General features: G+C 67.5%; 15 protein-coding genes. 13 read left to right on the forward strand and 2 right to left on the reverse strand.

What is annotated here, in order from left to right; translation table 11 throughout:
- The first annotated feature begins 58 nt into the window (after positions 1-58).
- The 6 genes from R2733_20130 (at position 59) to R2733_20155 (ending at position 4,141) form a co-directional block, all read left to right on the forward strand.
- Entirely contained in the window at positions 59-1,348 is a 1,290-nt protein-coding gene (locus tag R2733_20130; GenBank protein ID MEZ5378820.1) for a hypothetical protein, read from the forward strand.
- A gap of 122 nt (positions 1,349-1,470) precedes the next feature.
- On the forward strand, positions 1,471-1,797 hold the full coding sequence (locus R2733_20135; protein ID MEZ5378821.1) for a hypothetical protein: 327 nt from the start codon (positions 1,471-1,473) through the stop codon (positions 1,795-1,797).
- A 108-nt stretch (positions 1,798-1,905) separates the two neighbouring features.
- Positions 1,906-2,292, forward strand: a complete 387-nt coding sequence (locus tag R2733_20140; protein MEZ5378822.1) for a DUF6285 domain-containing protein — start codon at positions 1,906-1,908, stop codon at positions 2,290-2,292.
- Positions 2,292-3,290 carry a phosphotransferase family protein gene (locus R2733_20145; protein MEZ5378823.1) on the forward strand — a complete coding sequence of 333 codons (999 nt, stop codon included), beginning with the start codon at positions 2,292-2,294 and terminating at the stop codon, positions 3,288-3,290. The genes R2733_20140 and R2733_20145 overlap by 1 nt, the downstream gene beginning before the upstream one ends.
- Before the next feature lie 55 nt (positions 3,291-3,345).
- Entirely contained in the window at positions 3,346-3,738 is a 393-nt protein-coding gene (locus tag R2733_20150) for a Rid family hydrolase (protein ID MEZ5378824.1), read from the forward strand.
- Positions 3,739-3,856: 118 nt separating this feature from the next.
- Positions 3,857-4,141: a hypothetical protein gene (locus R2733_20155; protein ID MEZ5378825.1), complete on the forward strand. Its 285-nt coding sequence runs from the start codon at positions 3,857-3,859 to the stop codon at positions 4,139-4,141.
- Between the two features lie 29 nt (positions 4,142-4,170).
- Here R2733_20155 and R2733_20160 read toward each other — a convergent pair whose 3' ends face one another.
- The gene (locus R2733_20160) at positions 4,171-4,461 is read right to left on the reverse strand and encodes a hypothetical protein (GenBank protein MEZ5378826.1); all 291 of its coding nucleotides are present in this window, start codon (positions 4,459-4,461) and stop codon (positions 4,171-4,173) included.
- A 304-nt stretch (positions 4,462-4,765) separates the two neighbouring features.
- Positions 4,766-5,272, reverse strand: a complete 507-nt coding sequence (locus tag R2733_20165; protein MEZ5378827.1) for an FxLYD domain-containing protein — start codon at positions 5,270-5,272, stop codon at positions 4,766-4,768.
- Between the two features lie 110 nt (positions 5,273-5,382).
- Here R2733_20165 and R2733_20170 point away from each other — a divergent pair, with 110 nt between their 5' ends.
- The 7 genes from R2733_20170 (at position 5,383) to R2733_20200 (ending at position 12,059) form a co-directional block, all read left to right on the forward strand.
- Positions 5,383-6,276, forward strand: a complete 894-nt coding sequence (locus tag R2733_20170) for a hypothetical protein (GenBank protein ID MEZ5378828.1) — start codon at positions 5,383-5,385, stop codon at positions 6,274-6,276.
- 126 nt (positions 6,277-6,402) lie between these two features.
- A complete protein-coding gene (locus R2733_20175) occupies positions 6,403-7,068 on the forward strand; it encodes a hypothetical protein (GenBank protein MEZ5378829.1) in 666 nt (221 codons plus the stop codon).
- Positions 7,065-7,316: a hypothetical protein gene (locus R2733_20180; GenBank protein MEZ5378830.1), complete on the forward strand. Its 252-nt coding sequence runs from the start codon at positions 7,065-7,067 to the stop codon at positions 7,314-7,316. The genes R2733_20175 and R2733_20180 overlap by 4 nt, the downstream gene beginning before the upstream one ends.
- Positions 7,317-7,947: 631 nt before the next feature.
- The gene (locus R2733_20185; GenBank protein ID MEZ5378831.1) at positions 7,948-8,745 is read left to right on the forward strand and encodes a TauD/TfdA family dioxygenase; all 798 of its coding nucleotides are present in this window, start codon (positions 7,948-7,950) and stop codon (positions 8,743-8,745) included.
- Positions 8,746-8,839: 94 nt separating this feature from the next.
- Entirely contained in the window at positions 8,840-9,724 is an 885-nt protein-coding gene (locus R2733_20190; protein ID MEZ5378832.1) for an LLM class flavin-dependent oxidoreductase, read from the forward strand.
- 119 nt (positions 9,725-9,843) lie between these two features.
- Positions 9,844-11,001, forward strand: a complete 1,158-nt coding sequence (locus R2733_20195; protein MEZ5378833.1) for an acyl-CoA dehydrogenase family protein — start codon at positions 9,844-9,846, stop codon at positions 10,999-11,001.
- Positions 10,998-12,059, forward strand: coding sequence for an acyl-CoA dehydrogenase (locus R2733_20200; GenBank protein MEZ5378834.1), 1,062 nt, complete (start codon positions 10,998-11,000; stop codon positions 12,057-12,059). The genes R2733_20195 and R2733_20200 overlap by 4 nt, the downstream gene beginning before the upstream one ends.
- Positions 12,060-12,072: the final 13 nt, after the last annotated feature.

Consider the following 12,072-nt stretch of genomic DNA (forward strand, 5'->3'; position numbering starts at 1 on the left):
ACGGCAACTCGCCGAGACTCCGGAACGACCGGACAACCACATCGCAGGAGACAGGGTCATGCAGAAGTCACGAATCAAGGTGATGGGAGCAGCGGCGGCCGTTGCCGTCGTCGCCGGTGGCGGCGTGGGCGCATGGTGGATCACGAACGACTCGCCGAGGTCGAGCGTCATCTCGGCCGAGGCCGGGGCCGCCGCCCGGGCCGAGCAGGCGCTGCACCTTCCAGGTGTCGGGGGAGCGGAGACGATGGCAGCCATGGCGTCGTCCGACTCCAAGGTCGCGGCCGATGCGGCGATCGCGATCGACTGCGGCTTCGGCGGTGAGCCGTACGTCCCGACCGAGGAAGAACTGGCATCCGCCAATGCCGACACCGACGCCATCGTGGCGCTGTTCGACAGCTACGGCGTGGCCTACACGGTGACCACCGACGACTCCGGCTTCCGCTACGTCGAGTTCGACTACAACGACATGGTCGCCTCGTCGGTCATGAACAGCTACTGGGACACCAGGTACCCGGTCGAGCCGCCGAGCCAGGCCGACCTCGACGAGGTCCGCCACCAGAACGACGTGATCGCCAAGGCGCTCGACGCCGCCCAGGTCAGCTACACCCGGACGACCGACGACAACGGTTGGGAGTCGCTCGAGTGGGACTGGGACAACCCCGCGGCGCAGGAAGCAGTCGACGCCGCCTACGCCGAGCTCTACCCGCCGCAGCCCCCGTCTGCCGAGGAACTGGCGCAGATGACGGCCGAGAACGACAAGCTCGCTGCTGCCTTCGACGCTGCCGGCGTCGCCTACACCCGTCAGAGCGACGAGCTCGGCTGGGAGTGGATCGAGTGGGACTACGACGATGAGGCGTTGAACGAGAAGGTCAACGCCGTGTTCGAAGAGCTCTACCCGGTCGAGCCGGGCCTGGGCTGTGAGACGATGATGGTCGACGACACCCCGATGCCGGAAGCGACCGCGGGCGTCGAAGGCCAGGCCCGTGAGGGTGTGGAGTCGGGCGAGAGCACTGCGCCGAGCGAAGGAGGGTCGGTCGAAGCCGTCGAGGCCGAGCCCGTGGACCCGGATGAGGTCGTGGTCAGCACCGACGAAGCGCCGGCCGAGGAGGCGCCGATAGTCGAGGTCGAGGACGACACGATCATGATCGCACCCGAACCCGGCAGCGAGTTCACCGCCGAGCAGATCGCCCAGCGGGACGCCGAAGCCGAGGCGCTCCACGCGGGCATGGAGGCAGCGGGCGTGACCGTGCGGACCGAGGGCGAGTCGCCCTGGCAGACGGTCCTGTTCGACGTGAACAACACCGCCGCCATCGACGTGGTGAAGGCGATCCTCGCCGCCCGAGGCTGACCGGCTCGATCGCTGATCCAACGCCGATCTGCCCGCCCGTGTCACACCGGGCGGGCAGACTCGCGTCATCGGAGCTGGTGCTCCCGTCGAACTCCTTGCAGCATCCGAAGGAAGCACCCAAAATGAAAGCCACCGAAAAAGACCGTCTCGACCTGCGGCAGGAACTCGAGCGCGTCTTCTCCAACAAGCGTTTCGCCGAGATCGCAATGGAAGCCATGCCACCAATCGACTACGACCGGCTCGCCACGAAGGACGACGTCGCTGCCCTGGGCGTCGAGCTACGAGGCGAGATGGCGGTGTTGCGAGGCGAGATGGCTGAGCTGCGAGGCGACATGAAGACGGAGATCGTGGCCGTGCGGGGTGAGATCGTCACGTTGGGTCGGCAACTCCTGCTCGGTCAGCTCACCACCATGGTCATGCTCGGCGCCTGGGTCGCCGCCCTGAACTGACGTTCGCCATCGCCGGGGCCGGCTCGGAACTCGGGGGTGATGCGCAGCTCATGGAGACGACCGGCTCAGGCTTGGCCGACGCGAGCAGGCGTCGGGTACTGTCCGCCGATGCAGAACGAACCGAGTGCCGCCGATCTGTTGTCGGTGGTGGCCGAGACGCTGCGCAACGACGTGGTGCCGGCGCTCACCGGAGCGACACAACACCATGCCCGGGTGGCGGCGAGCCTGGTCAGCATCGTCGAGCGGGAACTTCGTATCGGCGTGGGGTCCAACGAAGCCGAGCTCGTCACGGTCCGGGAGATGTTGCGGGCGATGTCGGTCGACGACGTCCCCGTCGATCTGGCCTCGGCCCGGGCCACGCTGAGCCAGGTGCTACGAAGCAGGACCCTGGACGATCCGGCCACACAGGAGCTGATCTGGAACGGGCTCCTCGAAGGCGTGATCGCCGATCTCGAGATCGCCAAGCCGGGGTATGCCGACTGGAGCGAGGACTGATGGACGAGCCGATCGAGCACCGCCTCGAGCGATGGTTGAGCGAGGTCGAAGGAGCGCCGGTGACCGTCGAGGGCTTTGCGCCGGTATCGGCCGGCGCCCGTCGAGTCAACGCCCTCTTCGACGCCGTGCGTCCCGGCGGGACCGAACGTCTGTCGTTCACCATGAACCAGACCGAGGAGATCGAGATCATCGGCGTGGCGGTCGAGGCGGGCGTGCGGACCCTGGCCGAGCAGGCAGGCGTGCGCACGCCGAAGATCCACCACGTCTGCACCGACCCCTCGGCAGTCGGGGGCCCGTTCTTCATCAGCACCGCCGTCGACGGTGTCTCGATCCCACGGCAGATCATGCGCAAGGTCGACTCGCTCGGACTGGGTGAGACGATCGTCGATCAGCTGGGCACGGCGATGGCACGGCTCCACTCGATCGACATCGACCTCGCTCCCGAGCTGCTGCCCCGGCCCGAGAACGCCGACCCGGTCATGACCGCGCTCGGTCTGTTGCGAGAGGCGATCGACACCATGGTCGAACCGTCGCCGACGTTCTCGATGGCCCTGCGCCGGCTCGAGGACAGCGCGCCCGACGAGCCGGCGTCCATTGTGATCGTCCACCGCGACATCCGAGTGGGCAACATCATCGTCGACGACGACGGCCTGGCCGCAGTGCTCGACTGGGAGACGTGCCACCTCGGCGATGCGATGGAAGACCTGGTGTGGCCATGTCTTCGCATGTGGCGCTTCAGTGAGAACCAGCACCGCGTCGGCGGCCTCGCCGGCATCGACGTGCTGCGCTCGGCGTACGAACGTGGCGGCGGCCAGTGGGACCAGACGAGATTCGACTGGTGGCGGCTGCTCGCCACCGTGCGGTGGGGCGTGTCGTTGACGGGCCAGGCTCGCGCCCATCTCGAGGGTCGACATCGCTCGATCGTGATGGCGGCGTCCGGTCGACGACGCAGTGAACTCGAGTACGACACGTTGATGCTGCTTCGTCCCGGCCGATAGCTCGCTCGTTCGAGGTCGCTTGCGGCCCCACGGCAAAGGTGCTGACATCTCGCAGATGAGCGACCGCACGCCGATCATTCCCGCCGGCCAAGAGGCCTACTACGAGCGGTTCCACTTCGCTCCGGCCATGAAGGTGGGCAACACCGTCTACCTGTCGGGCATCGTCGGCGCCCCTGCCGGGGCGCCGATACCCGACGATCCGGCCGAGGAGTTCGCAGCGGTGTTCTCCTTGATGGACGCCACGCTCGTCGCTGCCGGAGGGTCGATCGCCGATGTGGTCGAGCTCACCTCGTATCACACCGACATGTCACTCATGGGCGCCTTCATGAAAGCCAAAGACGCCGCGATCGGCGAGCCCTATCCGGCATGGACCGCCATCGGCTGCACCGGATTGGCCCAGCCCGGTGCCCGGGTCGAGGTGAAGGCGACCGCCGTCCTCGACGGCTGAAGCGCCTCGGGGTCGAACGCCGATCTGCTCGCCCGTGTCATACCGGGCGGGCAGACTGGCGTCATCGGAGCTGGTGCTCCCGTCGAACTCCTTGCAGCATCCGAAGGAAGCACCCAAAATGGCCGCCACCGAAAAAGACCGTCTCGACCTGCGGCAGGAACTCGAGCGCGTCTTCTCCAACAGGCGTTTCGCCGAGATCGCGATGGAAGCCATGCCACCAATCGACTACGACCGGCTCGCTACGAAGGACGACGTCGCTGCCCTGGGCGTCGAGCTACGAAGCGAATTGAAGCTCGAGATCACGGCCGTGCGGGGCGAGATCGTCACGTTGGGCCGACAACTCCTGCTCGGCCAGCTCACCACCATGGTCATGCTCGGCGCCTGGGTCGCCGCCATGCACTGATCGACAACGAGCTCGCAGTCTGGTGCGGCTCAGGAGTCGAGAGCGCTGAGTAGCTCGACGACGTATGCAGGCCCCTCGAGATCCTGGGTCTCCCGACGCTCGATGATCGATCGCAGCTCGGGCGTCAGCTCACGTATCGATGTCGCAGCGATTGTACTTTCGAGTTCCTGCCGCCCTGCCAACTCAGACCGGGTGCGTAGTTCGGCGATCAGGTCATTGGGACTCTTGTCGACCTGTGAGAAGACCTCGGCGTACTCGATCGCTGATGCAGCCCTTGCGAGTCTGGACCGGCGGTTGGACTCTTGCGGATCGGGGTTCATCCAACGGAGAAGGTGGGTCGCCAGGTCCTACTCATCGATCGTGTGGAGACCGCTGCTGATGAACCTTCCCAGGGCGGTGCAGGCGGCAGTGTGTTCGTCGGTGGTCATTGATTGCTCGCTTTGTGTCCGTGTCGCTGGGGAAGGCGCACCCACGGTGAGTCCGGCTCCGACAACGTAGCTCAATATCTTCAAAATACGGTCAAATACTTGTAAATACTTTCATTCGCAACATAGGTTCGGGTGTGTGGCCCGGCCGCCGCACGGGCCACACACCCGAGATCTCGCTACGAGGCGCAGGACACGGTCAGAACACCGTCCCGTCGGTGACCTCGCAGTTGACGCTGGTGGTCCCGTCGGCCAGGTCGAAGGCGGTGGCCTCGCCGACCGCCTTCTGGCCCGGTGACAGGTTCTCGAACACGACCGTGCCCGAGCCGACGACAGTGCCTTCGTCGTCGAGGAAGCCGACCTCGATCGAGACGTAGCCCTTCTCTTCGTCGAGCGGGTTGGTGAACTCGACGGTCGCCGTTGCCGTGCCGAACTCGGCGAGCACACAAGCGGTCACGACGGCGTTGTCCTCGACGAGCGCCTCATCGGCGGCCCGCTGATCCTCGGCCTCGTCGATCGAGTCGGACACCTCCTTCGCGGCGCCACCGATCAGGGCGACGCACCCTGCCGTGCCGAGTACGAGCAGTCCGAAGAGGACGAGCAGCACCTTCCACCAGGTGCCGCCCTTCTTCTGCTGGATGATGATCTGCTGCGGTGGGATCGGCCCCTGGCCCGGTGCCGGTGGGGGAAGTGGTTGGTCGCTCATGATGCGCTCCTTGGGTTCGTCGTTGTTGCGCACCCCTATGGCGACGAGCTGTGACAACTCGGTCGGGCGGCCTTGCACCCATGCGTCACAGCCACGCCCCACGGAGGGGCATGAGACTCAACAAGCGCATGTACCGACCGGCATTGCTCGCCGGCGCCATCGTCCTCCTCGCCGGATGCAGAGCCGACACGACCGAACCCGACGTTGCAGCAGCAGACCTACGCGCTGCGCAAGCAGAGATCGTTGAGGTCCAGGTCGAACTCGACACGTCGACGGCGACGATTGAATCGCTCGAAGACGAGCTCGACACGGCGACGGCCTCGCTCGAGGCGGAGCAGGAGGCGGCCGGCGAGTTGCGGGAAACGGTCGAACGACTCGAGGGGGAGGTCGCCGCCGGAGAGGCGGAGCTACGAGAGCTCCGACTGCGGTTCGACCCGGAGATCAAGGCGGCAGCGCAGACCGCCTGGGATGTCGAGCTGCCACGAGCCTGCGCGGAGGCCGGCGCCGGCACCGGCTTGATCGCCAGCTACGTCGACCACACCGACGAGATGGAGGCCGTCGGGACACGGGCCGAACTGATCGACGCCGTCACGGCCTGCGCCGAGCCGCTGCGAAGCCGTACGGAGGCAGAGAAGCTCGACGCCGAGTGCACACCCGGTGATGTGGACGCCGTACTGCGAGACACCGACAGCTTCGCCGGCAGCTGCCTCGTGATGTTCGTGATCCCGTGGCAGTGGGACTCGAGGACGGGCGAGTGTGCCTTCCTCGGTTCGTGGGACCCGAACAACCTCGGTGTCCGCTATCGCTACAAGTACGACGGTGACGGCGTCTTCCGGGCCGACCCATCGGTGTGTGCCGAGGGTCTGGCCGACGCCGATCAGGACGACCTGCTGAAGGTGTGGGCAACCGCGACGGGAACGTTCCGCTACGACACTGCCGCCGGCGGCACCAATGAGATCCCGGACTTCACGATCCGCAAGGTCGAGCTCGTCGCCAAGGGCTGAGGGGCGAGGTCGAGGCGCCAGTCGATCACCACTCGATCATCAATGTCATAGGCCCTCGTCATGATGGATGTTCGGCGGTTGCCACTCCCGGCAGCCACCGTTCGCATCCCAAAAAGGAGCCCATCCATGCACCCCACCCGACGCCTCCGATTGGAGGAGACCATGTGCCGACTCGGCACGGGCGACCCCGCAGCGGTCTGGTCACTCGTCGAAGACTTCGGCGACGACCTGGCCAAGGTCGCCCGCTCGATCATCGCCGGCGCCGGTCGGCGCGAGGTCCTCACCGACGACGGTCGGATCGAGGGCATCGTCGTCGACATCGCCCTGCACCTGTTCCACGATGCCGGCTCGTGGGATCCGCAGGGCGGCGCCCTCCCGTGGGTCTGGGCCCGCAAGGCGATCGAGCGGATCGTCTACGCCGACCTCGGTCACCGAGCGGTCGAGATCGACGACCTCGATCGTGACCGCTCGGCGGCTTCAGTTGCGGCTCCGTCGCTCGTGGTCGAGGTCGACGCCACCCTGGCGGTGGTGGCCGAGCGAGACCCGGCGGTGGCCAAGCTGATCGAGGCCATTGCCCTGGTCGGCAGTGCCCGAGACGCCGCGGTGCACACCGAATACCGGGTGCAGAACGCCGCCGGTGATCCGAGCCCGGCCAACACGGTCGCCGACGAGTTCGGTCTGCAACCGGCCAACGTGCGCCAGATCGATGCGAGAATGCGGCGCAAGCTTCGGCGTCTGGCCGAAACCGACAGCACCTACTCCGAGATCGGAGACCTCCGGTGGTTGGCATGAACTCCCTCAACCGCGAGCACCTGCTCGAGCACCTGGCAGAACGTCTGCAACAAGGTGGCGTCCGCCACCCCGCCGTTGCGGCCGCTGTGCTGGCTGCTCGAGGAGCGACTCGCTGCGATCAGCGCACCTACGCCCGGCAGCTTCGCATCCGCCTCGCCGACCTCCAGGCCGCCGAGGCGGGCGAGACGGCGCTCGACGACCTGCCACCGCAACTGCGGTCGGCGATCGAGCCCCCGGCCATCGACTGACCTGGCACAGCCCCGGCCCGATCGCCCGGGCCGGTCACAGCCATCTCCGGTACCACGGTGCCGTTCACGGCACCCACGTAGTGAAGACCAGGTCCGCCTCCGCTGCGCTCCGGCAATTGCGGTGCGTGGGCGTCGTTCGCGGCGCTCTGGTAGAGGAGACCCGAACTGCCTCCGCTGCCCGCCGGCAATTGCGGTACCACGGTGTCGTTCGCGGCGCTCTGGTAGAGGAGACCCGGCCCGCCTCCGCTGCCCGCCGGCAATTGCGGTACCAGGGTGTCGTTCGCGGCGCTCTGGTAGAGGAGACCCGGACCGCCTCCGCTGCCCGCCGGCGTCTGCGGTACCAGGGTGTCGTTCGCGGCGCTCTGGTAGAGGAGACCCGGCCCGCCTCCGCTGCCCGCCGGCAACTGCGACACCATGGTGTCGTTCGCGGTACTCACGTAGAGGAGACCAGGGGGACGACGAGGCCGCAACGGACGTCAGATCCACGCCAGATTCGTGTTTCGTGACGTTCATCGTCGACACACGAACCGGAAAAGTCCCCGAGGTTCACTTCTTGCGTGGGACCCGGCCCCGAATCGTTCGGCGGTATACGAGTCGCCCGGCTCCGGGTCCCACGCTGAAGGAGTTGCTCATGGACCTCGCCACCGTCGGTGTCACCCCGGAACGTACGTCGGATCCCGCCAAGGCGCTGCGACTGGTGCAGCGTGACGGCGCCGCCATCCTGACCCGGGCCGGGTTGAGTGAAGCCGACGCCCGGGCGGTCGGGTTCTCGATCTTCAACCGGACGCTCCTCGCGGTGCCGTCGGGTGTGAAGGTCAGCGACGCCGGCGACCGAGGGCAGCGCCCGTCGGGGAGTTCCAATGCCACTCGGTCGCAGTGCCACACCTCGGGCTACTCCTACGGTCAGCACTACCCCGACGCCGTGGTCCTGCTTTGCCAGTGGCAGAGCGAGGTCGGCGGGGCCTCGATTCTGGTCGACGGCTACAAGCTGTTCGAGCTGATGATCGACGACCCCGAGTACGCACCGTTGGCGGCGCGGCTGGCGACCACACCGGTCGACCAGACCGACCCCGGCATGCAGCCGCTGATCCGACCGATCGTGAGCACGACCGACCGAGGCCGCCGCATGCTCGTCACCGCCAACGTCGAACACATCCGCCCGTGCCTCGACAGCTCGAACCCCGTCGCCGACCTGGCGATGATCGAACGGTGGTACGACCTCCTCGACGCCGCCGCCGAGCGTGTCGAACACCCGAAGCTGCGCAACGGTGAGGCGTTGATCATCGACAACTACCGGGTGCTCCACGGTCGTGAGCCCTACGAGGACCAGCGTCGCACCCTGTGGCGACTGTGGCTCTGGACCGAGGACTCCGCCTACGGCGCGCCGAGCGTTCCACTGCACTCCGACAACCGGCACACCGCCGCCTGAGGCGATCGCGCCGCAGAGCAGACCCCACCATCTCGCCACGCCCGTCGAGGCTGAGCCAGACTCGGCTCGCCGACCGACAGGCGAAGGGGAGTCCGTGGAGTTCGTTGCCAATCTCGTCGACAGCAGCATCGATCCGGCCGCCTGGGCCCAGGTCCGCGAGGACGAAGGCTGGCACGTCGTGTCCGTCGCCGATCACGTGGCCGATCGTGGCCGCACCTATCCGCACGTCTGGGTGGCGGCCGGGGCGATGGCTGCGGCCACCTCTACGGTCCGCATCGCCTCGGCGTTCGCCAACAACCTGCTGCGCTCGCCCGTCGATGTCGCCCACGCCGGTCTCGCTGTGCAGCAGGCATCGGGCGGCCGGTTCGAGCTCGGCTTGGGCGCCGGCTGGTCACAACCCGAGGTGGAGGGGAGTGGGCTGCGCTACCCGCCGCCGGGCGAACGAGTCGAGCGGTACGCCGAAGCGTTGCAGATCGTGTCGACGTTGCTCGAGACTCGCCACTGTCGCTTCAGCGGCACGTACTACCAGATCGACATCGGCCCAATTGGTCCGCCGGTCGACACCCCACCAACGCTGACCGCGTCGCTCGGCGGCCCCCGCTCGATCGCTCTCTGCGCAGCGCTGGTGTCCCGGGTCGAGGTGAAGATCACGGGTCGAGTCACTCGTGGCGGCACGCTGGCTTACGGCGACCTGGCATCGATCGACGACGCCCACGTGGTCGACCTCGTCGAGCGGGTCCGCCGCGCCAACCCCGACGCGGCGCTGTCGACCTTCATCCAGGTCGGGTGCGGCAACGGAGAGCGACTCGTCACCCTGCAGCGCGATCTCGAAGGGTCGTTCCTCGGGCGGTTCATCGGTGAGCCCGATCGAGTCGCCAACGCACTGTTCGATCTCGAGCGGTTCGGGTTCGACCGGGTGCTGCTCACGCCCTACACCCCGGACTCACTCGACGTCCTCGCCCCGGCGATCCTCCCCTGAGCCGCCGAACCCCAAGCAACTTTGGTGCTGGCGACAGCAAAACGAGGCTCCCAGCACCAAAGTTGCCAAACGACGGAGCGGTTCGACACCGTGCGGATCGTGCGCTCTGATGACAGACGATGCGATTCACACCCACCGAACTGACCGCTGAGGAGCTTGCCCTCCAGGCCGAGGTCCGGGCATTCCTCGCCGAGGAGCTGCCGCCGGGCTCCCACGAACCGGGCCTCGGCATGTCGGCCGCCCACGACCCGGCGTTCTCCAAGAAGATGGCCGAGCGGGGCTGGGTCGGCATGGCCCTGCCGACCGAATGGGGCGGCAGCGACCGCAACGCCGTCGACCGCTTCATCGTGGTCGAGGAGATGCTGCGATGGGGCGCCCCGGTCGGCTACCACTGGGTGGCCGACCGCCAGACCGGCAACGTCATCTTGAAGTTCGGCAACGACGAGCAGAAGGCCCGCTTCCTGCCCAAGATCTGCGCCGGCGAGCTCGGGTTCTCGATCGGGATGAGCGAGCCCGACTCCGGCTCCGATCTCGCCTCGGTCACGACCAAGGCCGAGCGAGACACCGGCGGCTGGATCGTCAACGGCACCAAGATCTGGACCAGCAACGCCCACACCAACGACTGGTTCATCTGCTTGCTCCGCACCCAGCCGCTCGACGAAGTGGGCAACAAGCGTGAGGGCCTCAGCCAGTTCCTCATCGACCTGCACAACACGCCCGGCCTGGAACTCAGCCCGATCCCGTTCCTCAACGGCGAGCACCACTTCAACGAGGTGTCGTTCCACGACGTGTTCGTCCCCGACGAGAACGTGGTCGGCACGCCCGGCATGGGCTGGAACCAGAACACCACCGAGATGGCCTACGAGCGGGGTGGCCCCGACCGCTGGCTGTCGACCTTCTCCACGGTCGAGCAGCTGCTGCGTGAAGTACAGGGCACCGACCTCGACAGCCGGGTGGTCGGACTGTTCGGCGAACTGGCGGCTCGGTGGTGGGGGATCCGCAACCTGTCGCTGTCGGTCGCTCGACTGATCGACTCGGGCGAGGCGCCGACCGTCGAGTCCGCGCTGGTCAAGGAGATGGGCACCCGCTTCGAGATCGAGACGATCGAACGACTCGTCGAGTTGGTCGACACCGAGCTGTCGCTGGAGTCGTCGTCGCTGTTCGAGCGGCTGCTCGCCCAGTGCGTTCTCACGGGTCCGGGCAACACCATTCGAGGCGGAACGATCGAGATCCTGCGATCGGTCGCCAGCAAGGGACTCCAGGGGCTGCCGTCATGAGCACCACCAACCTGAATGCCGTCGACGCACTGATCACCGAAACCGCCGATCGGCTCTTCGCCCGGCTCTGCACGCACGAGGCCATCCAACGGGCCGAGGAGCTAGGGTCGGCGCCCGAGATCTGGTCGGCCTTCGCCGAGACCGGGTTCCCGTGGATCTCGATTCCCGAGGAGGCGGGTGGCTCGGGTGGTTCGCTGCTCGACGCACTCGAGGTGCTGCGGCTCGTCGGCTACCACGCCGCACCGATCCCGGCCGCTGAGACCGGCATGCTCGGCGGTTGGCTGCTGGCATCAGCCGGTCTGGCGATCCCCGAGGGCATCGTCACCGTCGCACCGGGCCACCGAGCTGACCGCCTCACGCTCGCCGACGACGGCACCCTCAGCGGCACCGTGCACATGGTCCCGTGGGGACGAGCGGCGGAACGACTGGCGGTGCTGGTCGATGGCCATGTCGTGTCGGTCGCAGCGGAGCAGGCGAAGGTCGAGCCGCAGACCTCGCTCGCCGGCGAACCGCGCGACTCGCTCACCTTCGACCGAGCGACCGTGGAGTCCGCACCAGCACCCGACGGTGTCGATGACGCAGCCTTCCGGCTGCGGGGAGCGCTCAGTCGGGTGGCCCTCATGGGTGGGGCCATCGAGAAGATGAGCCAGCTGACGGTCACCTACACAAACGAACGCAAGCAGTTCGGCCAGGCGGTCGCGCGGTTCCAGGCGGTGCAGCAGCATCTGGTGTGGGCGGCGCAGGATGCGGCGCTCGCCCGGTCGGTCGCCGAGATCGCCGGGCTGGCCGCCTCACGAGGACCGGCCGAGTTCGAGATCGCCTCGGCCAAGCTCAACGCCAACCAGGCCGCCACCCGCGCCACCAAGGCCTGCCACCAGGCCCACGGCGCCATGGGCATGACCCAGGAGTATCCGCTGCATCACTCCAGCCGTCGACTGTGGGCCTGGCGCAGCGAGTACGGCGGCACGGCGGAGTGGGCGGAGGTGGTCGGTCGGGCCGCGGTGGCGGCCGGCGCCGACGGGCTCTACCCGCTCATCACCGGAGGTTCCACGGCCTGACGCTCGTCCCGAA

Source organism: Acidimicrobiales bacterium, from assembly GCA_041394265.1.
Lineage (GTDB): Bacteria > Actinomycetota > Acidimicrobiia > Acidimicrobiales > SZUA-35 > JBBQUN01.

Coding starts and splice junctions, on each gene's coding strand:
- R2733_20155 (MEZ5378825.1), top strand. CDS start 3,857: ATGGCCGCCACCGAAAAAGACCGTCTCGACCTGCGGCAGGAACTCGAG.
- R2733_20200 (MEZ5378834.1), top strand. CDS start 10,998: ATGAGCACCACCAACCTGAATGCCGTCGACGCACTGATCACCGAAACC.
- R2733_20130 (MEZ5378820.1), top strand. CDS start 59: ATGCAGAAGTCACGAATCAAGGTGATGGGAGCAGCGGCGGCCGTTGCC.
- R2733_20195 (MEZ5378833.1), top strand. CDS start 9,844: ATGCGATTCACACCCACCGAACTGACCGCTGAGGAGCTTGCCCTCCAG.
- R2733_20170 (MEZ5378828.1), top strand. CDS start 5,383: ATGAGACTCAACAAGCGCATGTACCGACCGGCATTGCTCGCCGGCGCC.
- R2733_20165 (MEZ5378827.1), bottom strand. CDS start 5,272: ATGAGCGACCAACCACTTCCCCCACCGGCACCGGGCCAGGGGCCGATC.
- R2733_20140 (MEZ5378822.1), top strand. CDS start 1,906: ATGCAGAACGAACCGAGTGCCGCCGATCTGTTGTCGGTGGTGGCCGAG.
- R2733_20160 (MEZ5378826.1), bottom strand. CDS start 4,461: ATGAACCCCGATCCGCAAGAGTCCAACCGCCGGTCCAGACTCGCAAGG.
- R2733_20135 (MEZ5378821.1), top strand. CDS start 1,471: ATGAAAGCCACCGAAAAAGACCGTCTCGACCTGCGGCAGGAACTCGAG.
- R2733_20180 (MEZ5378830.1), top strand. CDS start 7,065: ATGAACTCCCTCAACCGCGAGCACCTGCTCGAGCACCTGGCAGAACGT.
- R2733_20175 (MEZ5378829.1), top strand. CDS start 6,403: ATGCACCCCACCCGACGCCTCCGATTGGAGGAGACCATGTGCCGACTC.
- R2733_20185 (MEZ5378831.1), top strand. CDS start 7,948: ATGGACCTCGCCACCGTCGGTGTCACCCCGGAACGTACGTCGGATCCC.
- R2733_20145 (MEZ5378823.1), top strand. CDS start 2,292: ATGGACGAGCCGATCGAGCACCGCCTCGAGCGATGGTTGAGCGAGGTC.
- R2733_20150 (MEZ5378824.1), top strand. CDS start 3,346: ATGAGCGACCGCACGCCGATCATTCCCGCCGGCCAAGAGGCCTACTAC.